Origin of the sequence: Parabacteroides sp. AF17-3 (assembly GCF_003635445.1) — a bacterium.
In the GTDB taxonomy this organism is placed as follows: Bacteria; Bacteroidota; Bacteroidia; order Bacteroidales; family Tannerellaceae; genus Parabacteroides; species Parabacteroides goldsteinii.
In genome coordinates, this window is sequence record NZ_QTMM01000012.1 from 164,856 (window position 1) to 190,190 (window position 25,335).

15 protein-coding genes and 1 pseudogene are annotated in these 25,335 nt (G+C 41.5%); 11 read left to right on the forward strand and 5 right to left on the reverse strand.

The features are described 5' to 3' along the window. Nucleotides 1-18 precede the first annotated feature (18 nt). Nucleotides 19-492, reverse strand: a complete 474-nt coding sequence (locus DWW91_RS16765) for a GyrI-like domain-containing protein (protein ID WP_048314394.1) — start codon at nt 490-492, stop codon at nt 19-21. Between the two features lie 248 nt (nt 493-740). Here DWW91_RS16765 and DWW91_RS16770 point away from each other — a divergent pair, with 248 nt between their 5' ends. The 11 genes and pseudogenes from DWW91_RS16770 to DWW91_RS16815 all read left to right on the forward strand — a co-directional run bounded on the left by DWW91_RS16770 (nt 741) and on the right by DWW91_RS16815 (nt 16,958). Continuing rightward, nucleotides 741-1,706: an ROK family protein gene (locus tag DWW91_RS16770; protein WP_007654811.1), complete on the forward strand. Its 966-nt coding sequence runs from the start codon at nt 741-743 to the stop codon at nt 1,704-1,706. An 83-nt stretch (nt 1,707-1,789) separates the two neighbouring features. After that, a complete protein-coding gene (locus tag DWW91_RS16775; protein WP_122328391.1) occupies nt 1,790-2,314 on the forward strand; it encodes an NUDIX domain-containing protein in 525 nt (174 codons plus the stop codon). 615 nt (nt 2,315-2,929) lie between these two features. Further along, entirely contained in the window at nt 2,930-6,370 is a 3,441-nt protein-coding gene (locus tag DWW91_RS16780; RefSeq protein WP_122328392.1) for a SusC/RagA family TonB-linked outer membrane protein, read from the forward strand. A 44-nt stretch (nt 6,371-6,414) separates the two neighbouring features. Then, nucleotides 6,415-8,127, forward strand: a complete 1,713-nt coding sequence (locus DWW91_RS16785) for a SusD/RagB family nutrient-binding outer membrane lipoprotein (RefSeq protein WP_122328393.1) — start codon at nt 6,415-6,417, stop codon at nt 8,125-8,127. Between the two features lie 328 nt (nt 8,128-8,455). After that, nucleotides 8,456-9,508 carry a transporter substrate-binding domain-containing protein gene (locus DWW91_RS16790; RefSeq protein ID WP_122328394.1) on the forward strand — a complete coding sequence of 351 codons (1,053 nt, stop codon included), beginning with the start codon at nt 8,456-8,458 and terminating at the stop codon, nt 9,506-9,508. Continuing rightward, nucleotides 9,495-9,611, forward strand: a pseudogene (locus DWW91_RS28415) (hypothetical protein); the annotation flags it as partial. The gene DWW91_RS16790 and the pseudogene DWW91_RS28415, both read left to right, overlap by 14 nt. A 114-nt stretch (nt 9,612-9,725) precedes the next feature. After that, nucleotides 9,726-11,294: a HAMP domain-containing sensor histidine kinase gene (locus DWW91_RS28125; protein ID WP_122328395.1), complete on the forward strand. Its 1,569-nt coding sequence runs from the start codon at nt 9,726-9,728 to the stop codon at nt 11,292-11,294. Nucleotides 11,295-11,340: 46 nt separating this feature from the next. Next, on the forward strand, nt 11,341-11,475 hold the full coding sequence (locus DWW91_RS28345) for a hypothetical protein (protein WP_255420036.1): 135 nt from the start codon (nt 11,341-11,343) through the stop codon (nt 11,473-11,475). 142 nt (nt 11,476-11,617) lie between these two features. After that, a complete protein-coding gene (locus tag DWW91_RS16805) occupies nt 11,618-12,016 on the forward strand; it encodes a cell wall metabolism sensor histidine kinase WalK (protein ID WP_147426553.1) in 399 nt (132 codons plus the stop codon). 133 nt (nt 12,017-12,149) lie between these two features. Next, the gene (locus DWW91_RS16810) at nt 12,150-15,149 is read left to right on the forward strand and encodes a tetratricopeptide repeat protein (RefSeq protein ID WP_122328397.1); all 3,000 of its coding nucleotides are present in this window, start codon (nt 12,150-12,152) and stop codon (nt 15,147-15,149) included. Nucleotides 15,150-15,158: 9 nt separating this feature from the next. Continuing rightward, on the forward strand, nt 15,159-16,958 hold the full coding sequence (locus DWW91_RS16815; protein WP_007654823.1) for a hypothetical protein: 1,800 nt from the start codon (nt 15,159-15,161) through the stop codon (nt 16,956-16,958). Nucleotides 16,959-17,115: 157 nt separating this feature from the next. Here DWW91_RS16815 and DWW91_RS16820 read toward each other — a convergent pair whose 3' ends face one another. The 4 genes from DWW91_RS16820 to DWW91_RS16835 form a co-directional block, all read right to left on the reverse strand. Continuing rightward, the gene (locus DWW91_RS16820; protein ID WP_122328398.1) at nt 17,116-18,624 is read right to left on the reverse strand and encodes a PD40 domain-containing protein; all 1,509 of its coding nucleotides are present in this window, start codon (nt 18,622-18,624) and stop codon (nt 17,116-17,118) included. Between the two features lie 3 nt (nt 18,625-18,627). Then, nucleotides 18,628-20,400, reverse strand: a complete 1,773-nt coding sequence (locus DWW91_RS16825) for a DUF6057 family protein (RefSeq protein ID WP_122328399.1) — start codon at nt 20,398-20,400, stop codon at nt 18,628-18,630. Between the two features lie 116 nt (nt 20,401-20,516). Further along, a complete protein-coding gene (locus DWW91_RS16830) occupies nt 20,517-22,241 on the reverse strand; it encodes a RagB/SusD family nutrient uptake outer membrane protein (protein WP_122328400.1) in 1,725 nt (574 codons plus the stop codon). A 13-nt stretch (nt 22,242-22,254) separates the two neighbouring features. Beyond that, entirely contained in the window at nt 22,255-25,293 is a 3,039-nt protein-coding gene (locus DWW91_RS16835) for a SusC/RagA family TonB-linked outer membrane protein (protein ID WP_122328401.1), read from the reverse strand. Nucleotides 25,294-25,335 lie beyond the last annotated feature (42 nt).

The following is a 25,335-nucleotide window of genomic DNA, read 5'->3' on the forward strand; positions in this document are numbered from 1 at the left end:
ACCTTAACCAAAATTGTATCAGCTCTTCACCGGCAATACAATTTTGGTTAACCCGTCATCGAAAGGTTCCTCTTTCCGCCGGTAATAAAATTCATAGGCCGTACCTTCCGGCTCGTATCCTTTCTGCATCATCCAGAAAGTCATCTCGCCATATAAATAATCAATTTCTTCGTAATCGCCTTTAAATAAACAATGCACGACTTTGGATTGCGGTATTACGCGTGACCGGACGTTTTCGTCTCCTTCCATCAGGCAGGACACAGGGAAACAAATTTCCACATCCAGGTCATATATATCCATATTCAGATAATCGTAGTAAATGATAAAAGGCACATCCGTCATATATTCCCCTGTTTTCCGGAGAAGGGCCAGTGCATCCTGACGTTTTCGGGCAAGCGTCCACTCTAAATCCTTGTAACTGACTTTCGTACGGGTCGATAAAACAGGTTGTTCCGCCCGGACCATAAGCCGTATGTCTGAAACCTGTGGCATAGTGTTATTCATTAATGGGTTAAGAATCTACCAAATATAAAAAAAACACCTAAAGAACGGTTGTCACCGGAAAGAAAAAAGTTGAAAATGACGTATTTTGATCCGGTTATTAAGTAAAGTTACATTTATTGTCACATTTGAAAACTGATACTATTCAGCATTTTTTTTAATAAAATCATTGCAGCTAAGCATATTCCTCTTATATTTGCTATCCAGAAAGACTCATTATTAATCATAAATATAAAATCATGGAGAAGCCTTATGTAGTAGGTATTGATATAGGTGGTACCAATACTGTTTTCGGCGTAGTAGATGCAAGAGGAACAATCTTGTACAGTGGATCAATCAAAACTGGTAAATATACTGATATAGAAGAATATGTTGCGGAACTGGGACAAGGTCTTTTATCAGTAATCGACCAGGCCGGAGGTCCGGATAAGATCAAAGGTGTCGGCGTAGGAGCTCCTAACGGCAACTTTTTCAACGGTTGTATTGAATTTGCCCCGAACCTTCCATGGAAAGGTAAAATACCTTTGGCACAGTTGATCAGCGAACAAATCGGCGGTATTCCCGTTGCATTGACTAACGACGCCAATGCTGCTGCAATCGGTGAAATGACTTACGGAGCAGCACGTGGTATGAAAGACTTTATCGTTATCACTCTGGGAACAGGTGTAGGTAGCGGTATCGTTATCGGAGGTAATCTGGTTTACGGACATGACGGTTTTGCCGGTGAGTTGGGACACGTGATTATGCGTCGTAACAATGGCCGTCCTTGCGGTTGCGGTCGTCAGGGATGCCTTGAAACATATGCATCCGCTACCGGTGTAGCACGTACAGCCCGTGAATACCTCGAAATCCGTAAAGACGAAAGTTTGTTGCGCGATCTGGATCCGGATGAAATCACTTCAAAAGATGTATTCGATGCAGCCATGAAGAATGATAAACTGGCACTTGAAATCTTCGAATTTACAGGAAATATCCTGGGTGAAGCTTTTGCTGATGCTGTTGCATTCTCCAGCCCGGAAGCCATTATTCTGTTCGGTGGTCTTACCAAGGCAGGCGATCTGATCATGAATCCGATCAAACGTTCTATGGACAAGAACATGCTGAAGGTTTACGAAGGTAAAACAAAACTTCTTTTCTCTCAATTGAAAGAAAGCGATGCTGCCGTATTGGGAGCCAGCGCTTTGGGTTGGGAAGTGAAAGAGTAATCGTATTCACTGGGGTTCTGCCCCGGATCAAGGGCGGCCTGAGGTCGCCCTTCTTTTTTATATATCACTTAATTATCAGAGACATGAACCATCCTTTGCATCAATTTATCTATTGCCCCAAATGTGGAGCCAACACCTTCATCGAACGTAATGAAAAAGCGAAACAGTGTACAACGTGCGGTTTCGTATACTATTTCAATCCTTCTTCGGCAGTAGCCTGTTTCATCCGAAATGCCGCCGGAGAGATTCTACTGGTGCGCCGGGCTAAAGAACCTGCCAAAGGGACGCTCGACCTGCCGGGCGGATTCGTCGATATGTTCGAATCAGCAGAAGATGCGGCACACCGCGAAGTAAAAGAAGAAACGGGACTGGATATTACCGAATGCCGTTATCTTTTTTCCATTCCTAATTTATATATGTATTGCGGTTTCGAAGTGCACACGGTAGATATGTTCTTTGAATGCCATGTAAAGGATTTCACAGGTGTCCATGCGGAAGATGATGCCGCCGAAATCGTTATCGTGAAAAAGGAAGAGTTGAAAGCGGAAGAGTTTGGATTGATGTCAATAAAGAAGGCTATTAGACTTTACAAAGAAAACAACTGTTAACTTCCATCGATTCATCTATCAATTGACAATTAGAGGACGGAATATTCCGTCCTTCTTATTTTCTGTGTTACAATTTTTATACTACATCCTGTTTATTAGATTTTTTTCAAAAAAAGAGGATATATAATCATAAAAAACATCATAGTTCTAAAAGAACTCCATACTAAATATTCGGCACAAATGTATTAATAATTTATTACATACTGTTATTTTACGTCAACAAAAGAAGGATTATGCTTTATTTTTAACATTTACAATAACAAGGTATATATAAATACCACTCTATACTTTAACGTAAACTTCACCCTTTGATTACACTCATATTGTATATTTTAATAGAATCATAAACTAGTTGGTTTTATGTAATATCCCCCTAGATTATTTAAGCAATATTTATTAATGGGACGAAAAGCAACATATAGAACACTTGAAAAAACAATCTTATAAAAAAAGTTTTTTAACTCTACTTAACCATGGTGATACTATTGATAATTATAGTCTTTTTATTCTTGTTTCAACATAGTTCTTTTAGAACTAAGATCAAAAACATCAATAAACGTCAAATCTAAAGTAACTCCACTAACACTAGTATTATTATAAATAAACTCATTAATTATGTTGAAACACTTCAAACCTGTCAGCTTAATTCTTGTCGCAGGAGCAATAACACTTCCTACAAGTGTATATGCCAATTTAGCGCCAGAAAAGCAAGAAACCGCTATTACCCAACAAAGTGGTAAAGTAAGCGGTGTTGTAGAAGATGATTTCGGACCTGTTGCCGGAGCGTCAGTAGTGATCAAAGGAACCACCCACGGTAGTATTACCGATATGGATGGTAAATTCAATTTAGAAGGAGTAAAAAACGGAGACATTATCCAGATTTCTTTTATCGGATATGCTACTCAGGAAGTCACCTACACAGGCCAGCCTTCATTAAACATTAAACTAGCAGAAGACACTCAGAAGCTGGACGAAGTAGTCGTAACAGCTTTGGGTATCAAGAAAGATGCCAAGAAATTAGGTTATGCCGTAAGTACTGTTTCTTCAGAAGAATTGACAAGAACTGGAGGTACAACTTTAGCAACCGGTCTATATGGTAAAGCTGCCGGTGTTAGTATCCAGTCTGCTCCCGGTGGCGGTACATCAGCTGTTTCTATCTCAGTACGTGGTCTTTCTTCAATTACGGGTAACACACAACCTTTAATCATCATGGACGGTGTTCCCATCCGTAACGGTAATGCTAACAAAGACGGTTATTGGACGAACCAACGTATTGAATCAAACGGTATGGTTGATATCAACCCCGAAGATATCGAAAACATCTCTATCTTAAAAGGTGCAGCCGCTTCTGCTTTGTATGGTTCGGAAGCAGCCAACGGTGTTGTGATGATCACTACGAAAAAAGCAAAGAACGGTACAGGCACTCACGTCGACTTCAGTGCAAACGTAAGTTTCGATAAAGTTGCTTATATGCCCGAAATTCAAAAAGAATATGGCCCCGGGTATGATAACTATGTACTCGGAATGAATGACCAATCGGCTTTGACCGGTTTTCGTAATCTTCGTGTAGACCGCAATGGTAATCCGATTACAACAACAAACCGTGAAACTTATTACTCTTGGGGTGCAAAATATGACGCAAACAAGTCTGTTACTTATTTCGATGGCAACGAGCGTGCATTTACACCAATTGACCATAATCAATGGAACGACATCTTCCGCACAGGTGTTAATCAGACATACAACTTGTCTATGACTAACAGTTCTGAGCGTAACAATGTCCGTTTATCTTATACGTTCAACGATGCAAAATCCATGCAGTTGAATTCCAATAACCACAAACATAACTTCAATTTGAGTGGAGCTTATGACATTACAAAGAATCTTAAATTAAATTATTCAGCTACTTATCAGAACCAGTTCATCAAGAACCGTGCATATCGTATCAGTCGTTTAGTGACAAACTATTCAGGTATGTTCAGTGGCTTCACTGATGTGGCTTACATCCGCGACCATACAGTAACTAGCTTAGGCTACCAGAATAGTATTTATGCTGGCAACGGTGGTACACCTAATACACTAACTCCAGACGAGCAGTTCCTTTATACTCCAATGGGGTCTACCTCCTTGATGTCTGAATATTTCTGGAATATTTTAGGTAAGGTTCAGGAAGAAGAACACCAACGTTTTATCGGATCAGTGAACCCTACTTGGGAAATTATTCCGGGCTTAACATTAAGTGGACGTTTGGCTACCGACCTCACAATTGACAAAATCGAGAATAAGAACAATACGGAGAATGCCCATGTCTTTTCTACCAACGGTCAATATAGCGATTCTTATGGTTTGAAAAACAACCGCTATTCAATCGTGTATAGTGATATCATGTTGATGTTCGACAAAACATTTGCCGATGTTCATAACATTACAGCCAACTTAGGATGGAATGCCCGTCAGGAATCTTTCTACGAATCATCCGTAAGTACTTCACAAGGTTTAACACAAGAAAACTGGTTCCATCTGAATGCATCAGTAGGTACCAAGAATGCATCTATGACAAAAAGAGATCTTCTAAAGACCGGTGCATTCTTAACTGCTAGTTACGGATATAACAACTGGGGATTTTTGGAAGGATCTATCCGCCAAGAAAAGACTTCTACTTTAAGACATGGCAACAATTCATTCTGGTATCCGTCAGTCAGTGCAAGTTTATTGTATACAGAACTGTTGGGTGACAAGAATCCGTCATGGTGGAATTATGGTAAAATACGTTTATCATACGGTATCGTTGGTAACGCTCCTGAAATTTACCGTGCTAACTTAGCCTTCGAACAAGGATCTTTGACACGCAACAATGTATATACTTATAATACAATTCCAAGTTCTATCGGTAACGAAAGTATTAAACCGGAAACTAAACATGAGATTGAAGTTGGTATTGAAAACAAATTCCTGAACAACCGTTTGGGTATGGAATTCAACTTCTATACAAATACAATCAAAGACCAGATTCTTCCGGCTACTGCTGCTACATCTATGGGAGCAAACAGTATGTTGATGAACGTAGGTGAACTTGCCAATAAGGGTATTGAATTGAATGTATACGGTACTCCGATCGAAAACAAAGACTGGAAATGGGATTTACGTGCCAACGTAGCCTGGAACAAAAATACAGTGAAGAAGCTAGTTGACGGTCTTGACGTCCTAAGCCATGTTAGCATCGACGGTGGTGCAGCCACACTTGAATCTCATGTAGGAGAAGCAATGGGTGACTGGTACACTTATACTTGGAAAACTGACGAAAACGGCAACAGAATCGTAGGCGAAAACGGTTTGTATATCACAGATACATCTAAAAGACACAAAGTAGGCAATGCCATGCCTAAGGTAACCGGAGGTTTTGGTACCAGCCTGAGCTATAAGAACTTCACTCTTGACATGGCATTCGACTTCCGTTTTGGCGGTTGCTTGATCAACCAGCCTTGGCAATATATGAAGTCCGTAGGTAATATTACAGATGCTATTGGCGTTCGTGATCATGAAACAGGTGGTATATTCTATTATAGCGAAACAGACAATTTAGCCGACAAGGGTTCTATTCGCGTAGTCAATGCTGGTGAAATGGGCAACTACAAACGCGGTGAAACCATGATCAACGGTCATTATGTATGGGACAACGGTTTGATCCTTCCCGGTGTAAAAGAAGACGGTACTCCAAATGACATCATAGTGACTCAATTTGAAGCTAATGACGGTAGCTATGGCTGGGGAACAAGCGCTACAATGACATATCAGGAAGCTATCCAGAAAAATAGCTATATCAAATGTCGTGAAATCAGTTTAGGTTATACTTTACCGGTAAATTTAACTAACAAATTTGCTTGCAGCAGATTGACTGTTTCCGGCTTCGTTCGCAACCCATTCTATGTTTACCGCACATTGAAGTTGTTCGATTCTGAAACCACCGATGGTACAGACTGGATCAGCCAGTCACAAATTGGTGGCTCTACGGCAAGTGCCCGTACATTCGGTTTCTCTGTCCGTGCCAGCTTCTAATATTATAATTCATTGAAATCATATTAAAACAAAGAATCAATTTTATGAAAAAGATAATTTCATTAGCATTAACCGGGCTTACACTTATGTCGGTCACGTCATGTTCAAATGCTGACTACGACGATAAGTACACAGATCCATCTAAAACGTCCACAGTGGCTGTACCTCAGGTATTCACAGGAGTCATGCAAGCTGGGAATACATGGATGAACCCGATCTATTATCGTCATTACATACAAACAACTACCTCCGGCCTTTTCTCCGGCATCATCGGTAATGACAACTCACGTGGACGTTTCATGGGAGCAGGCGAAGGCCGTTATGACGACCGCTGGAAAGAATTTTACACCATGTTGACCCAACACCGTGTATTGGAACATACATACGAAAATCTGGAAGATGGTTTGAAACCTTCCAACATTGTATTCTATTATTTGAGCCGTACACTTGTTGAAGCGCAGCTTCATGAAATGCTGTCAGTATTCGGTGATGTCCCTTTCAATGGTGCAGGTACACTATGGAGAGATGGCGATTATAATGCAGCCAAGATAAAATGTGTGTATGATGATGACGTAACGCTTTACAAACAAATCCTTGCAGACCTAAAAGAAGTAGGCGACTATTTTGCTAATGGCAATGTGGATGCAACAGGTCTTACAGCATTATCTCGTCAAGACTATACAGTAGCAGCAGGCAATGCAACACAATGGCAAAAATATGTCAACTCCCTTCGTTTGCGTATTGCACTTCATTTGTCTACCGGCGGTGATTGTGTATCCGAGGCACATGCTGCTATTGCTGAGATCCTAAACAATCCGACTAAATATCCGCTTATCGACAATAATCAAGAAAACATGGGTGTTACAGCCGATACTCAAACAGATAAATTCAACTTTGGTAAAAGTCTGTCACAAGCACTTCATGGTAATGGCGGTGCCACTCAGAATGTTTTAAATGTCATGAATCTTCCGGCAAACGGAATTCCAGATGCAAATACCGACCCGCGTATTGCAGCCATGTATGATTGCAATCCTGACGGTGAATATATTGCTTACGATATTCGTATGACAAATGCCGAAATTACCAATTTGAATGATCAGAAAAAACAGGAATATGCCCAAAAAGGTCTTATGACTTCAAACTATTTTAATAAAATAGACTCATTAGCTGTAGCAGGTTGGGCTGAATATCAAGGCAATGAAAACCTCTTCGGTTTGTGGCTGAGTGCCGCAGAAGTAAGTTTCAGTAAAGCGGAAGCTTATCTGATGGGGTATGGTGTTGCTGCAAACGCTGATTTGGCAAAAAGCAACTTCATCACTGGTGTGGAACAATCTTGCGAATATTACTGGGATCAAAAAGAAAGTTCATCATTGGCTAAGGAAGGCAACGACAGTTATTATGGTTACCGCGAGTTGGTCCGTCCAAGCACAACAGATATTACAGCTTATGCTGAAAAGATCTGGAAACCGACACAGGAAGTTATTTGCACACAGCTTTGGTTAAACTTCGGCTATTTGGATAAATTAGGAGCATGGAATGTGGTACGTCGTACAGGTTATCCGACTATTTCATTTGCTACTGACGACCAGGTAACAAACTATCCGACTCCTCCTAACCGTTTGCCTTATCCGAACGATGAGTTGACTTACAACAGCGAAAACTGCCAGGCAGCTATCGCCAAAAACTACGAAGAGCCAAGTGGTTATTACACCAACCTCTTCTGGGCTAAGAAGATTTATTATAAGATGATTAAATAAAACAAGAACAAAAAATACTCCACATAATTATATAAAACATAATTGATGGTAAATGTGGAATCTGAAACCGCCCCGAAGTGATTCGCGGCGGTTTTGTTACATTAAACCGAACATCCACGAGGGAACGAATAAATTACACACACCAAATTCAGTTATTAACATAGAGAATCAACGAGTTTTTGTTGTTTGTACAAAATAAACATACTACATTTGCCTCTGCTATATATTTGACATCATCAATTATATCTTGAATATATAGATAAGCTGGAAAGATTACAAGAAGCCGAAAAACGATCAAGGATTCTAATAATAATTTACTATTATTTATATGAAAACAATAAACCTCATACTTCTTCTTACTATTTATCAGACAATACTTCCGATATATGCCGTAAGTAAGAGTACCGATACAACTACTATCCGTATTGTAGGCGATCGCATGTATCCTCCTTACGAATTTCTTGACAATAACAACAACCCTATCGGCTTTGTTGTAGATCTGGTTAAAGCAGTAATGGATGACATGGGACGCAAATACACACTCGAACTGTGTCATTTCACAGATGCGGTAGAGGCTATCCGAAACGGTCAGGCAGATATACTCACCGGATTGTGTTATTCAGAACTTCGTGACAAGGATTTCAGTTTTACACTGCCCCACAGCTATGTCTATCCCAGTGTCATCTGCCGGAAAAACTCAACTATACGCAATCTATCAGCCCTTGATGGACGTAATATCGTTTTACAAAAAGGAGAAATCATGGAAGAATTACTCAAAAAGCACAAGTCGACCGCCCTCATTCATACTTTCAACAATATGGAAGAGGCACTTCGCCTTGTCAACTCCGGCAAATACGACGCCGCTCTCTGTGGTAACAATCCAGCCCGCCACATCATCCTAAAAAATAATCTCAAGAATCTTGAGATCCGTAACCTCGATATAGAACCGCAAAGTTACTGCTTCACGACTATCAACAACAACCAGATCATACAGGACCTCGACAGTTCTATGGCCCGTCTGAAAAAGAACGGCACTTACGATAAAATATATGACAAATGGTTCGGTATATATAAAGACAAGGATACCCTCCTCCAATATAACTATCTCATAGGCGGACTGGTAATCCTGCTCATTGTAATCTTACTTATCGTCAACCAATTGAAAAGAAGGGTACAACGTGAACACCAAAAACTCACATCCACCAGAAAACAGCAAAAAAACACACTTGAAATGTTAAGCTTGGCTGTTCAAGCCGGCAAAATGCACTTCTCTTACCTCGAACTTCCTAAAAAAGAGTTTTACATATATCAAGTCGGAGAGTTCAGAAAATCCGAACTCTCCGACCGAACAGCTGTTCGGTCATTATATACATCCAGATGACCTTGGGCGCGCTCGCCAACTCTACCACAAACTTTCAACAGGAGAAACGGACTTCTGCGTCGAAGTCTTCCGTATATTACGGACTTCAAATCAACAATACAACTATTACGATTGCTCGTTCAAAAGCATAAAAGACAAAAACGGTACAGTAATCCGTATCGTAAATGGGATATACAACATCGATAAACGCATCCACAAGGAGCAGAAGATCGAGCAAATGAATAAAGAAATACATGAACTTTACAACCGAACTCTGAAAACCGAGCAAGAGCTTAAAAAAGAGATGAAACGCACCAATTTCATCATACAGAATTCAACTCTCGTACTTTGGGAATTTGACGTAAAAACTGGAACATTCAAAGCATATAACGAACCTCTCAATCATTTCGACCCTTCTATTCTTCTGAATTTTGAAGATTACTGCCGGGCCATACATCCAACCGATCTTGACACGGAAGCCGTAAAAGCAGCCATGAATGGTATGCAGCAAGGCGAGAACCACTCTTACTCTTTCGATGTACGTATCCGATACGACAACAATGAAAAGTGGGAATACTGTACGATTGCCGGAGGTCCTTTCAAAAACGTGAATGACGAGATAGTCAGCAAATATGTAGGTTACCGCCGTAACAACACAAAATGGGTAGAACTAAACCGAATCCTGATTGAAAAGAACCGGCAAATCAAACAAATACTCGAAATAGGTAAAATCATTCCTTTGAAATGGGATATGCAAAAGAATATATTAACAATTCCTGTCGAAAGGTTGAAACAACAATTTACAGTCTTCCGGCAAACACAAGAAGGCATGCCCCTGGATGAGGTGATAAACAATATACATCCCGACGACCGTGGAAAGATACTGGCCGATATGATGGAGCTTTTAAACGGCCGAAAAGAAGAAGCACAACAAGAGATGCGTTTCGACATCAACGGTGAATTCACTCAAACATTCGACATTAAGATATCAATAGAAGAAAGAGATCCAGAGACAAAAAAGCCTATACAAGCCATCGGATATATGCAAAATATCACCGAAAACAAGAAAATATTGCGCGACCTAGCCGCTGCAGAACGTTCCGACCAACTAAAAAGCGTCTTCCTGGCAAATATGAGCCATGAGATACGCACGCCGCTCAACGCCATTGTCGGCTTTTCACAATTACTGAGCGAAACTGACGACCCAGAGGAAAAGAAAATGTTCACCAATATTATTACCCACAACAACGATCTGTTGCTTAAGCTGATAAACGACATACTCGACCTTTCCAAGCTTGATGCCGGGTTCGTCCAATTCAAACCCATCTGGGTAAATCTTCCCAGTCTTTTTAAAGATACCGAACTGACATACAAAGAACGTCTTCGAAATACCGATGTCGAATTTATTCTGGAAATACCGACCGATGGAAATTTCCTGGCCTACATCGACCATAGCCGGCTACTGCAAGTATTAGGTAATTTCATTACCAACGCAATTAAATATACCCCTGCCGGTTTTATACGCGTCAGCTATGAGTTGCCTTCGAAAGGTGGTCTGCTCTTGTCTGTTGCAGATAGCGGAATCGGTATTGACGACAGTAAAAAATCGCGCGTCTTCGTCCGTTTTGAAAAGCTCGACCAATTTGCTCAAGGAACCGGTCTGGGGCTCTCTATTTGCGAAACCATCGTAAAAGCCTATAAAGGAGAAATAGGATTTGAAAGTACCGTCGGTAAAGGTTCCACCTTCTGGGCCTGGTTCCCCTGCGAAGTGAAACCTTGTAATCATCCGGAAGCAGAAACAATATAATACAATCCATATTCAGTACTCATTGTTAAACTAAAAATGTAAAATTATGGCAAAGTACAATTTTAATGCAGAACTCTACGACAATCCGTTAACAGAGAAAGAAGGCGACTATATCGCACGCCCGGCTTTCCAATACTGCTCACCGTTGGAGACAATGGAGGTGACGACCGACCTGAAATAGAATAACAACTCCCGCTTTCTGCGAAGTACAGATAACACGGTCTACGTATCGCCAAAGCTACGGGCAAGACATAACAGAAAAGGTAAAGCTAGCGTTCGAAGAAACAGCAGCCACTTTACGCCTTAAATGTACTTCTTCTAAGGTGAAACTCACAGCACACAACCCTTACCGGAAATGTATGGTAAATCTGGATAAAAACAGACTAATACAGGTCCTGCTCAACTTTATGACCAATGCGATCAAATATACACCCGAAGGTGACATAACCATGGGGTATGAATATGAAAACAATGGAATAAAGATATATGTAAAAGATACAGGTATCGGCATTTCTGAAAAGAATCTGCCCCGCGTTTTCCATCGGTTTGAAAAGTTCGACACCTTTGCACAGGGTACAGGGTTAGGACTTTCCATTTGCAAAGCCATCACCGACAAAATGAATGGAAAGATCGGCGTTCAAAGCCAGAAAGGCAAAGGTTCCTTCTTTTGGGCCTGGTTTCCATGCACTGCAAAGATATCGCAAGCACCTTTTGCAACATAAGATATTTGTTTATGATTCCAAATATTAATTCTTTTTGTTAATAACTTACTTAGCTTTTGTATGTTATTCTTTATATTTGCAACTTAGAAATAACAGAGACTGTTTAATATCTGTACATTAAAGCGAAGGAGCGATGAAAAGAATACTTATTCCACTGTGCCTGGTGGTAGGAAGTCATGTGGCTAGCGGGCAACGGTCGTACCAGTTTGAGGCACCGGACCGTTTGTTCATAGAAGGTAAAGAATTGTTTAGTTTAAAGAACTATCCGGGTTGCATCGATAAGCTGGAAGCTTATAAACAGCATGCAAAAGATGCCGACCTGATCCAGGAAGCTGACTATATGATCGTATATGCAGCTTATGAACAGGGACGTCCCAATGCCGACGAACTATTGAAAGATTATCTGGAAGATTATCCGGCTTCACGCCATAGCGATGAAGTGAATTTCCTGATCGGTTCCATTCATTTCGAACGCGGGGAATACCAAAAAGCTATTTTCTGGTTCAACGAATCGGATATAGACATGCTCAGTCCGGAGCAACAGGAGGCTTACAGCTTCTGGCTGGCCTATTCATTATTGCAGACCGGCGAGATGGATAAGGCACGCAGATATTTTTCGCGGATACAGCAAATCGGTACCAAGTACCGTGAAGCGTCCACCTATTATGTGGCCTATATCGATTATGCAACCGGCAAATACAATAACGCGCTGATAGAGTTCAGCCGCCTGAAAGAGATGCCGGATTACCGCGAGCAATCCTTGTACTATATTACACAGATCTATTTCATTCAGAATAAATATGAAAAGGTAGTGAGCGAAGGGGAAGAACTTCTTTCCTCCTATCCGAACAGCAAGAATAACAGCGAAGTGTACCGTATCCTGGGTAATTCCTATTACCATTTGGGCAACCAGGACAAGGCGACCAACATGTTGAGCAAATATGTATCGTCGACCGACAGCCCGTTAAGAGGAGATTTGTACATTCTGGGTGTTTGCTATTTCAATAAAGGGAATTACAGCAGTGCCGTAAACGCCTTGTCGCAGACAGTACGCGAAAACGACGCACTCTCGCAGAATGCCTACCTCTATCTCGGACAGTCTTACCTGAAACTGAAAGACAAGAACAATGCCCGTATGGCTTTCGAGGCTGCGGCAACCTCTTCATTCGACAAACAGATTCAGGAAGTAGCCATGTTCAATTATGCGCTGCTGATCCATGAAACTGCCTTTACCGGATTCGGCGAATCTGTTACGATCTTCGAAGATTTCCTGAATGATTTCCCGAACTCTCAATATGCCGACAAAGTAAACGACTACCTGGTGGAAGTCTACCTGACAACCAAGAACTACCAGGCAGCTCTCAACTCTATCAATAAGATCAATCATCCGAGCACCAAGATACTGGAAGCCAAACAGGACATTCTGTTCCAGCTGGGAACGCAGGCTTTCACCAACATGAAGCTGGATGAAGCGGTCGACCTGTTCTCGAAGGCTATCAACCTGGGTTCTTATAATATGGAATCGCGCAATGACGCTTATTTCTGGCGCGGCGAATCCTATTACCGCAAAGGAGATTATCGCCAGGCTATTTCAGACTACCGTACTTATCTGAACAACACCCGCCAGCGGAATACAGATATGTACGCATTGGCCCATTATAACCTGGGATATTGTTATTTCAAACTCAAAGAATACGGAGAGGCACAAAACCGTTTCCGCCAGTATATCAATCTGGAAAACAACCAGCAGGCACCGGCATTGGCAGATGCTTACAACCGTATCGGCGACTGCCTGTACCAGAACCGCCAGTTCGCACAGGCTGAAGAAAACTATACACATGCCGCCCAATTGCAACCGTCTGCCGGCGACTATTCCGTTTACCAGAAAGGCTTCCTGCTGGGTTTGCAGAAAGATTACCGGGGTAAGATCAGCGCAATGGACCGCCTGCTCCGCGATTATCCGGAATCACAATATGTGGACGATGCGTTGTTCGAAAAAGGACGTACCTATGTATTGCTTGAAAACAGTTCACAAGCTGCACAGGCATTCGAGACATTGATACAGCAGTTCCCGCAAAGCAGCCTTGCCCGTAAAGCCGGCATCCAGTTAGGATTGCTTTACTTCAACGACAACCAACCCGAAAAAGCGGCTACAGCCTATAAGCAAGTGATCAGCAACTATCCGGGTAGCGAAGAAGCCAGAGTGGCTTTACAAGACTTAAAGTCGGTTTACATCGACCTGAACGACATCAATTCGTATGCCAACTACGTCAACTCACTGGGTGGAAATATCCGTCTGGAAGTCGGCGAACAGGATTCGCTTACCTATATTGCCGCCGAGAAACTCTTCAACCGTGGCAACAACGAAGAAGCACGCCGCAGCCTGATCAACTATTTGCAGACCTTCCCCGAAGGCGCTTTCAGCTCGAATGCGAACTATTATCTGGGAAGCATCGCCTTTAGCAAGAAAGAATACGACGAAGCACTTCAGCGTTTCAAATCGGTTATCGAGAGCGGAGATACCAAATTCCTTGAAGAATCGGTGGCCCGCACGGCAGAAATGCAATACCTCACTCAGGACTTCCCTGCTGCGCTGGAAAGCTTCAAGCGCTTACAGATCATAGCCGAAAATCCGGAGAACAAGCAAGCTGCCCGTTTAGGCATCATGCGTTGTGCTTTACAGACCGGACAACAGGAGGAAGCACAACTGGCAGCCAATGAATTGCTGAAAGATCCGAAACTGTCACCCGAAGTGGAAGCCGAAGCCCGTTATATCCGTGCTAAAGCCTACATCGACCACAAACAGCCTGCTAAAGCCGTCGAAGACCTGACAATTCTCAGCAAAGACACCCGTACGGTACACGGTGCCGAAGCTAAATACCTGCTGGCCCAGTACTTCTACGATACCAACGACGATAAGAATGCGGAAAAGATCCTGGAAGACTTCGCCAAGAACGGCACGCCTCACCAGTACTGGCTGGCACGCGGTTTCATCCTTTGGGCCGATATTTATATCCGCCAGGGAGACGACCTTCAGGCACGTGCTTATCTGAACAACCTGAAGAACAACTATAAGGGTGATGACGAAATCGCCGCTATGATTGAGGACAGATTAGGTAAACTAAAGCAATAATAGAATACAATGAAGACTATATATAATGTAAAAGCGCTGTGTGTCGTAGCTTTGCTTGGGACTACCGCCACAATAAGTGCACAGGAAGATACTTCGAAGAAACAGAATCTGGAACGGGAGATGACACTCGAACGCGAGTACGACCCGACCGTACAGGATGCAAGCAAAGTAAACACCCTTCCGGTCATCAAGGAACCGGAAGTAAAGAAAATGCCGATCGACTATGCCAATTTCACAATTGCAGCCGACCCGGCAAAAGAGATCAGCCTGCTTCCTTCAGGTAATATCATGACAGATATTCAGTACAACAAGCGTCGCGGTTATTTCAACTTCGGCGGCGGTACCTATCTGAATCTGAACGGTGACCTGGGATATCATATCCTCAGCACAGACAAGGATCAATTGAATATCTGGTTCTCGCACCGTTCAACGAATGGAAAAGTAAAATACCTGCAAGTGGATGAAAAGGTTAAGGCGAAGCTGAACGATAATATGGGTGGATTAAACTTCAAACATAACTTCGATAAGCTGGCATTGAAGATGGGAGTTAAATATGGTTATTCCGGATTTAATTATTACGGATTGCCAATAGAAAGCCTTACTCCTATCACCTCCTCAAACCCTACTCTCCCCGCAGCTGACATGGAAACCAACCAGGTTGCCCAAACCATTAAGGCGAACGTAGGCGTAGAGTCCAAAGCTGATGCTCCTGTCGGGTACCTGCTCGATCTCAGCTACACCAATTTTTCTTATAAATACGGATATTCAAAAGAGCACGATGCACCGTCGGAAGGGACATTCAATCTTGACTTCGGGTTAAGTTCCGGTTTCGGAGGCAATCAGCGTGTTGGCTTGAACGGTAATTTCCAATATTTCAATTACAGCTTGCCCTCAGAATTAAAATCACCTGAAACAAAAGATCCGTCAACCTACTTCGACAACTTTGCTGCTGCCACCCTGAATCCTTACTACAAGATAGAAGGAGACAACTGGCATGTAAAATTAGGGGTAAATGCAATGTTCTTCAGCGGCGAGCAGAAGAAGTTTATGGCTTCCCCCAACATCTCTGCCGACGTCGAAGTTGCCGACAAAACCGTACTATACCTGAATGCCAATGGTAAATTGCAATCCAACAGTATGTATGATGTGAACCGGATCAACCGTTATGCCAATCCGTTGGAAAGATTGACGCCTTCCCGCAACTGGCTGGATGGTATCCTGGGTATCAAGAGCGGCGTTGCTCCCGGTTTCTGGTTCGACGTTTTCGGAGGATATAAAATCGTCAGCAATAACTATTTCTTTGTACCGACACTTGCTTACGGTGACAAAGATTACTTCGGTTCCGCTTGCGGTATGATGAATGAAATAGACACCAAACAGTTACTGGTCGGTGCCAACCTGAAATATAGTTACCAGCAATTATTTGAAATCTCCCTGAAAGGTGTTTATAATAATTGGACAGCCGAATACAGTGATAAATATTCAGAGACTGATTTAGCCGGTAAAGATGCTACAGCCTGGGGTATGCCCGAAATGGAGATCACAGCCGGCGTGACAGTCCGCCCGATCAATAACCTGTCTGCTTCCCTGGACTATTACCTGGCCACCGGACGTGAAGCCAGATTAGGAGAAAAGAACGTAAAGATGGACAACATCAACGAACTGAACCTCACCGGAGCATACAACATCAACGATACCTTCGGCCTGTATCTGAAACTGAACAACGTACTGTTCCAGAAATACGAACTTTACTACGGTTATCCGTTGCAGAAGTTCAGTGCGATGATCGGAGTGAACATCAATTTCTAATTAGATAAAGAAACATAATCCCAAAGGGGTTGCCTAAAAAGTCGCTCATTCTTCCTTAAGAATCGAAAAAACTTTTTGACAGCCCCTTATTTGTGTCATCAGGTTACTTCCGAAGGTTTACCTAGTTGTGTAGTACTACAAATCAACACAAAACCTTTCATTCAATTTGCCCCTGCTGAAGAAAGAGGGATAAGGGTACACAGTTTTCGGTCGAGGTTTCTATCCGGATGGAAAACTTATTCTTACTAAAATCAATCAATTCATAGTTATTCACTTTGATTTTATCTCGGATAAGTTCAGGGATATTAAAAGAATAGAGCGAGCGTTCGTAGTAATCTGTTTCTTTCTGTGGCAATAAGAATGGTTTTCGAGGATTACCATCAGCATCCAAATAACAAATGTAAGGGTACGTATAAAGTCCGTTATCTCGGCGACTACTGAAGATGAACCATCTGCTATTACTGCTCCAGGAATGATAACTTTCGACATCGTTGCTATTCACAAGGAAGAGAGAATCCGTTTTGTGTGTCATCAAATCCAACAATCGTAAATCCGCATCTTTATGCCAAATGGAAAAGTTTCCGTAATCTGAAACAGTGTACATCAGGTAACGACCGTCAGGCGAAACCCTCGGAAATTTCACGCTTCGTCCCTTTTCTTGGGCATTATAAAGTGTATCTACTGCTTGTCCGAATCTACGTTCCTCCGGATCGAAAGCTATGCTTTGCAGGTTATAGCGGATTTCCCGGTACGATTCAGGCATTCGTTTTGTCGGAGCAGAACAGAAAAACAACCGTCTACCATCTGACGAGAATGTCGGAAAAGTTTCCATATTCTCGTCAGAAGACAAGTGAGGAGCCGTTATAATTTCATGCTTCTCCACGTCATAAACAACGATATCCGATTGATTGTCGAATACCTCTATCCGATTTGCATCGGATAGATGAAAATCTTGCTTTGTATCGTTTGTCGAAAATACAACATATCGCCCCGACGGATGCCAAGCGGGATAAACTAAGTTGGAAATAGTTCCTTCAGTCTTCACATCCAATTTTTCAATATGACCGTCTGTCAATATATAAGTCCCAGCATGTAATGCACGTTGGTGAAAAAGCATCCTGTCCGGATTTTGCATACAAAAAGAATGGCAGTTTATACAATTATTGTTTGTTAATTTATTATCGAGAAAAACCTTTTCCGTAAAATCCTCCAAACAACGCTGATAAATTCCCATCCTATTCCACATCCGATAGCCCGGCGCAATACGACGATAAACCAAATAAGAATCGATTTTATCTTTGGCAACTCGAATAGAAAAAGGAGGATATCGAAACCATTTACCATTTTTACAGATATAGATTCCGATCGAAATATTCCCTCCTGCCGATGCGTTCAACAATCGATGCCATTTCTTCTCCGAGATTTGGAAAGAACCATTATCCGAATCCACACGTATTTGTTGACTTTTACAGGACAAGAGAGCAATTGTTTTACAAGGTTCTTTCAGTTTGAAGTTCAGCGGAGCGATATTGCAAGGGATAGTGACCTCTTTATAATCGGGAAAGATTTCTATTTCTCCTTCCGCTTCTTCCGCATCAGGTAACACTTCATTGCAAGACAAGAAGAAAATCGTACAAAACCACAATATGGAATATAAATAATTCATAGGTTATTCATTCAATTTTTTACAATAATAATAGAACCAGAAAGTATCTCCATATTGCCGATAGAACCAAGGTAGCTCATCACCATTATTTTGGATCTTGGAAATATCTTTCTGGAACTGTTTATAGCGCTGTACTATTTCAGGCTGGACAGAGACCATGTTAAGAACAGAAAGGTCTTTGACAGCTAAAACGAGTGCTGCTTCCTGAAAATGAACAGGAAGGGAGTGTCCTTGCAAAAACGTATTGGCACGCAACAGATATGCTTTGAACTTCTCCATTTTCTTTGCCAAAAGATAGGAGCATCCTAAATATTCCCATGCAAGCCGATTTACTCCTGGTTCCGAAAAATGCCCTGTCCAAAGGCTGTCAAGATCTATCAGGCAAAGTAAATTGTCTGGTTGAAAGATCGCCCTCGTTTTCATGGCAAGTTCTCCATCTTGTTCTATTCTTTCGGGATGGTGAATGTAACTGGTATATTGTTTCGCCCATTGACGATAGTTCGGTAATCGACCGAGTATACCCAGATATTTATTAGCCAAAGCCCAGTCTTTTCGTATCAAACTAATCTTAACCAAACGTTGAAGTATACGAGGGCTTCCTCCTCGCTTGGCAAGTGTCAGTCCTTCCATCGCGTATCCTTCTGAAAGGCTAATGTCCCCAATCATATAATGAATATCACTTAATAGGCAACTCATATAATAAGTACGATCCCAGGAAGCCAAAAGACTTTGTGGTCCTTTTTGGTCATAATGAAACAATTGATCGCCCAAAATACCTTTTTGAGCCAACGCCATATTTAAATAGTTAAGACTGACATAATCCGTTGTTTCCTTCTTTGAATGTTCGCGAATAATCATATCCCAATCTTTTTTTTGCTCTAAAATGGACAATTCATTCATATGGTTGTTCCGTACTTCCGATGGTCCGGGTAAACAAAATTCAGAAAAACAAACCAAAGTACCCCACAAACAGCTTGCAATAACGATTTTTACAGGACGTTTTTTTCCCTGGAAAAACTTCATTGCGAAAGATGTTGCAAACAGAATCAGAAGTAAAGTTGTAAAACGAATCCAGATATAATATATATAAGAGTCCGGTTGTAACTGAGACTCCTGATATCTTTCCGAGTATATTCCGTCAGTCAATGGAATGTTTACAACTAAACGAATACTGATATAAGTCAAAAATAATCCTATCAAAAACGTAACAAGTGAAGCAAGCCATTTCTCCCTCCGACACAAAAGACTCATGAAAATCACAACTAAACCGTAAAGAGCTGTTAACTGCCCAGTTAAACCATAGATAAAAACCACACTAGCCATGCCATAAAGTAATTGAACCGCCGTTTGCCGGATACGGATAAAAATAATAGAAAAAAATAAAAGTAGGAAAAGCCCGACCGTTCCGTCCAATACGTAAAAAAAACTGGTATGCGCTTTCACCAGTCCTAGAACCGGAAACAAAGCAAGTAACAAATTATATCCCTGAGGTGTGATTTTTTGCAAAAGCAAATAACATAAAAAACCAATTGCACATATGAAGGAACAGTTAACCCACAACACAAACTGGGGAGAGGTATAATATTGAACCAAACTCTGTCCAGCTAGCGTACAAAAACCACCAGGAACAGATAATATATCCCTGATCACCACCCATTCGGGAATAAACAGTTGAACCTCTTCCTGCCGTTGAAATGTGGAAGTACCGAACGAGTTAAAGAAAAACCAAAGCCCGGCAAACACAAACAACCAGAAACAAATTATTTTCCACTTCATAAGTAAAACCGTTTTTTATAATAAAGAAATAAAAGAAGAGAGGAAGTAACCGATCAGCTACTATTCCTCTCTTTTTCAAGGTCTAAAGAAAGAATTTTGATATTTTCTTAACCAAATTACTGCTTATTTCCGTATCCAGGATTCTGTTCCAATAGATTGTTAGCACCGATCAGACTGTAATGGACAGGAAAACGGTTGAAATTTGGATTATTAGTTGCTTTATGATCCCACCAGTCTTCTGTCACGTAAGCATCCCACCGAACTAAGTCTGTACGACGGCGGCCTTCGGCCAAAAATTCCAATTGCCATTCGTCCAGCATACGATATTTATCCAGATTTGCAACTGTTACCGGATCGGGATCGACTCCGTCTTCAAAGTAACGTTTGCGAACTGTATTGATCAGATCTGCAGCACCCTGTTTGTCACCCGCACGCATTTTACATTCTGCCAGCATATAATAGATCTCGGCCAAACGAATTACCGGACAGTCGGGATCGCCTTTGCGCTTGAACTCATCTTGATTCGGACGCGGACTGCGTTTCACTACGCGCACACAAGAATTTTCTTCTGCAGTCGCGATAGTCGAAGGCAAGGATGCTAAATCCGGATAATTCGGATCTTTTCCTACTTTGGAGAAATAAGCAACCTGGTCTACAACCGTGATGACCTCACCCGCATATTCACGTGTACCCGTACAAGTCCATTCCGAGTTCAATGGATTTACCAGTTTGCCTACGATAAACATACCACGAAATTTACCGTTTCCTTCGTATACATATGGTTGTTTACGAATGTCTTTGTCATTAAACTTGGCATAAGCACCACCTAATTTGTAGGAATAACGCTTGCCAGTTGGGTCTAGACTCGGAATCAAACCTATACCATTATTGGAACCTGAACCTTCCAAGCCTCCTAAATAATTCTTATAATTGTAAGGAACTTGCCATGTCCAATATCCGGCATCTGTTTCCGTTTTAGCATTCTGACTTGGTACGGACCAGATAATTTCAGGACAACGTTCGTTGTTGAATCCAAAAATATTTGTCCAATCCGATTCCAAAGCATACTGACCATATTTACCGTTAATAATATCCTGACAGATCTGAGCAGCCTCCGTATACATCTCCTTACCGATATAAGATTTAGCATTAAAATATAAACGAGCTTGCAAAGCTGCACCGGCGGCCTGATTAATCGAACCGTTTTCCATCGCACCTAATGTTTCTTTGACAGGAAGGTTGGGAACGGCAATTTTCAACAATGAATCGATAAAGTTGAACGTTTCGACATCTGTTGAACGTCCTTTTACTTCGCTCTGCGTAGTCGTGTACAAGGGTACGCCACCGAAGAAATCTAAACCATCCAAATAGAAAGACGCAGCCAATACGCGCTGCTGGTTCAGCATAGATTCACGTGTGCCTTCGGGAAATCCTAACGCATCGAAATCTACTTTTTCCAAATCTTCTAATGCATCCCAAGCCAAAGCAACACCCATCGCAAAGTTGGTCCAGCCTGTTTCCACACGGGTCATGTCTTCCGTATATTCATGATGATGAAACTTCTGATAGTTTGCCCCATCATACCAGTCGCTACCACGTGTCGGTAGACAATATTCGTCAGTTCCCAGTTCTTGTAACGCCCAACGAGGTTCATCATGAGCGATATACCAGCGCCAGTGAGTAAATGGGCGATTAAAACGCTGCCATACGGCATCCTGAGAACCATAGAATGTTTCCGGAACCACTTGCGAATAAAAATCAGGTTCAATGCTACAAGAAGTAACACCCAACAGGCAGATTAGTCCGGATAAAATCAATTGGAATATATTTTTCTTTTTCATCTTACAATCTGTATTAGAAGTTAAACTGCATACCTAATGTCCAAGTACGAACAACCGGATAGAAATCGCTCCAGAATCTTTCCGTTCCTTGATCCCAACCAGTGATATTGACTTCCGGATTCATACCGCTATAGCCAGTGATCGAACAAACATTACCAACCGTACCGTAAATACGAATCCTATCAATCAAGTTGTTTGTGAACTTCTTCATCGGAAGTGTATAGCCCAATGTGATGGCATCAATTTTTAAGAAAGTACCGTTTTCCAGATAATAATCACAAATCTGCTTTTCTCCTCTGATATGGTCAAACTTACCATAAGCGTCTTTCAACACATTCAAATTACCCTGGCCTTGGATACCGTAATACATATTAATCGTATTATACACATCGAAATCAATCCAACTACGCAAGTTGATACCCAAATCCAAGTTTTTATACGTCAACGTATGACTCCAACCGATAATCAGTTTCGGAGTATAGTTACCAATATATTGCTTATCATTTTCCGTCTTTTGTGCAGCAGGAATCACTTCTCCGTCCTTGTTGTACAACAAAAATTTGCCTTCGTCGTCAAATCCTGCAAACTTCCAAATATAAAAAGAACCTATCGTGGAACCGGCTTCCATGCGAGAAGCATCACCCGGAGAACCCGGAGCAACGAAACCGTTACCATTATGATATGAATTGTCGCCTTCCAAAGTCAGGATCTTTCCTGTATTATGGCTTAAGTTCATGTTGGTAGACCAAGTGAAATTTTTTGTGCGGATGATATCGCCACTTACTTCAAATTCCCAACCTTTACTTTCCATCGAACCGATATTCTGCATCTGACTACCTTGGGTATATGGAGGCTGCGGAACTTTCACGCTAAACAGCAGATTATCCACCTTGCGACGGTAGTAGTCAAACTTACCATACAGACGACCATCAAAGAACGAGTAGTCTGCTCCCAAATTCCATTCTTTCTTTTCTTCCCATCCCAAATTAGGATTGACATTTTGTGATTTTCCGTATGAATAAGCCCATGTTCCGTTAGGCATCATCCAGTTCGTATCCGAACCTAACATATTTGCCATGTAAGTTGCACTAAAGTCGTTATTACCAGTCACCCCATAGCCGAAACGAATTTTCAAGTCGTCCAGCCATTCGAACTTTTTCATAAATTCTTCGTTAGAAATACGCCAACCAGCTGTTACAGACCAGAAATTAGCCCAACGATTATCAGAAGCAAACTTGGAAGAACCTTCATGACGGATAGCAGCTGAAGCCATGTACTTGTCCTGATAAGAATAATTGGCGCGGGCAAACAACGAGAACAGACGTTCTGTAACCGATTTGCTGGAGCTCATGCCTGCCTTACCATCCGACAGATAACTACCTTGTCCTATATCCCAATATTTGATACCATCGACCGAGAAATTGTAGTTATCCATACCGAAACTTTCTCCATTTGTTTCAAAATAAGAATAGCCAGCTGTAGCGTTTAAGCTATGACTGTCATTTAAATCTTTTACATAAGAGAAGTAACCTTCGGAAGTCAAGTTTTCTGTTTTGCTAAAACCTAAATAAGCATGTCCTTTACGAGAATTTTCGATCTCATCACGATGCGTACTCGGATAATACAAATGGTGTTCCCACTGACGGTTTTCATATCCAATAGTCTGTTGATAATTCAATCCCGGAATCGATTTCACATTCAATTTTAAATTGACTTCCGGCTTGAACCATTTATCCATGCCAAAATAATCTTCTAACATGGCATCAGCTACCACGTTGTAGTCCAATGATTCGTTCGTCCACACATTATAGCCTGTCTCACTTTCCGGATCGTAAGGTGAACGAGTCGGGTTGTTACGCATCGCCTGTTGAAAATTCGGATAATGGTTATTACGTTTGGCCTGGCGATAATCGACTGCCGGACGAACTTCAAACCAGTCGTCAAACAACTTAAACGTTACATTGATACGGCCTCCATAATCCTGTCGGTCATCTTGTTTAGCAATGCCTTCGTTTTTTTCATAGAAGAAAGATGTGTACAACTGGGCCTTTTCCGTACCCATCTCCAATGCCAAATGGTGTTTCTGGGAGAAGTTATTCTTATTGAGTAACTCATCCCACCAGTTTGTATTCGATCCGTAATCCGTACCGATATTATATTCAGCATATTCACGTCCGGACAACATCTCGGGTGCATTATAGTTCTGTTTTTTAGTAAACTCATTACTATAAGTCAATTTCACTTTTCCACTTGTGTCAGAACCGCTTTTAGTTGTAATCAATATTACCCCCGAAGCTGCACGTGTACCATAGATCGCAGCTGCCGAACCGTCTTTCAAAACATCAATAGATTTGATATCTTCTTGTGTCAACGAACGAATATCTCCACCTGGAAAACCATCAATCACAACAAGAGGAACTCTACCTGAGTTAATAGAAGTCATACCACGCAACTGAATCGTCGTTCCAGAATTGGCACTTCCCAAATTGTTCATCACCAAACCACCAATCTTACCTTGTAAAGAAGTTGTAATATCCGCTCCGCTTACACCAACCATCAGATCTTCAGCCTTCAAAGATGTGATTGCACTAGTAACCTGCTTCTTATCCAAAGAACCATAGCCGATTACTACAACTTCTTCCAAGGCTTTAGTATCTTCCACCAGTTTCACATGGATAATCCCCTGATTGTTTACTTTCACTTCCTGAGTTATATAACCGATAAAAGAAATCACTAAAGTCGAGTTATTAGGAACATTATGCAAAACAACCTTTCCGTCCATGTCTGAAGTATTTCCGTTTGTAGTTCCTTTTACGACAACATTGGCTCCTGCTATCGGTCCCGTTTCATCCTGAACCATAATCGTTATATTTTTACCGACTTGGTTAGTCGCAATATTCTCATTCCGATTTGAGGTTAACAAATCTACATTTTCACCAGTTGCAAATACTCCTGTCGTTAAACAAAACAGCAATCCGCAAGTGACTTTTGATACTCGAAATATTGAACCTTTCCTTCTCAAAGGATAGTCATAATTCTTTGTCTGTTGCATTTTCTTGTATTATTATAAAAAGGTTAAAATGAATAGTTCTAA

What these genes read in the sequence shown, in the direction of transcription:
- DWW91_RS16810 (WP_122328397.1), top strand. Translation starts at nt 12,150, where the DNA reads ATGAAAAGAATACTTATTCCACTGTGCCTGGTGGTAGGAAGTCATGTG.
- DWW91_RS16770 (WP_007654811.1), top strand. Translation starts at nt 741, where the DNA reads ATGGAGAAGCCTTATGTAGTAGGTATTGATATAGGTGGTACCAATACT.
- DWW91_RS16835 (WP_122328401.1), bottom strand. Translation starts at nt 25,293, where the DNA reads ATGCAACAGACAAAGAATTATGACTATCCTTTGAGAAGGAAAGGTTCA.
- DWW91_RS28125 (WP_122328395.1), top strand. Translation starts at nt 9,726, where the DNA reads ATGAATAAAGAAATACATGAACTTTACAACCGAACTCTGAAAACCGAG.
- DWW91_RS16825 (WP_122328399.1), bottom strand. Translation starts at nt 20,400, where the DNA reads ATGAAGTGGAAAATAATTTGTTTCTGGTTGTTTGTGTTTGCCGGGCTT.
- DWW91_RS16780 (WP_122328392.1), top strand. Translation starts at nt 2,930, where the DNA reads ATGTTGAAACACTTCAAACCTGTCAGCTTAATTCTTGTCGCAGGAGCA.
- DWW91_RS16785 (WP_122328393.1), top strand. Translation starts at nt 6,415, where the DNA reads ATGAAAAAGATAATTTCATTAGCATTAACCGGGCTTACACTTATGTCG.
- DWW91_RS16830 (WP_122328400.1), bottom strand. Translation starts at nt 22,241, where the DNA reads ATGAAAAAGAAAAATATATTCCAATTGATTTTATCCGGACTAATCTGC.
- DWW91_RS28345 (WP_255420036.1), top strand. Translation starts at nt 11,341, where the DNA reads ATGGCAAAGTACAATTTTAATGCAGAACTCTACGACAATCCGTTAACA.
- DWW91_RS16775 (WP_122328391.1), top strand. Translation starts at nt 1,790, where the DNA reads ATGAACCATCCTTTGCATCAATTTATCTATTGCCCCAAATGTGGAGCC.
- DWW91_RS16790 (WP_122328394.1), top strand. Translation starts at nt 8,456, where the DNA reads ATGAAAACAATAAACCTCATACTTCTTCTTACTATTTATCAGACAATA.
- DWW91_RS16820 (WP_122328398.1), bottom strand. Translation starts at nt 18,624, where the DNA reads ATGAATTATTTATATTCCATATTGTGGTTTTGTACGATTTTCTTCTTG.
- DWW91_RS16815 (WP_007654823.1), top strand. Translation starts at nt 15,159, where the DNA reads ATGAAGACTATATATAATGTAAAAGCGCTGTGTGTCGTAGCTTTGCTT.
- DWW91_RS16765 (WP_048314394.1), bottom strand. Translation starts at nt 492, where the DNA reads ATGCCACAGGTTTCAGACATACGGCTTATGGTCCGGGCGGAACAACCT.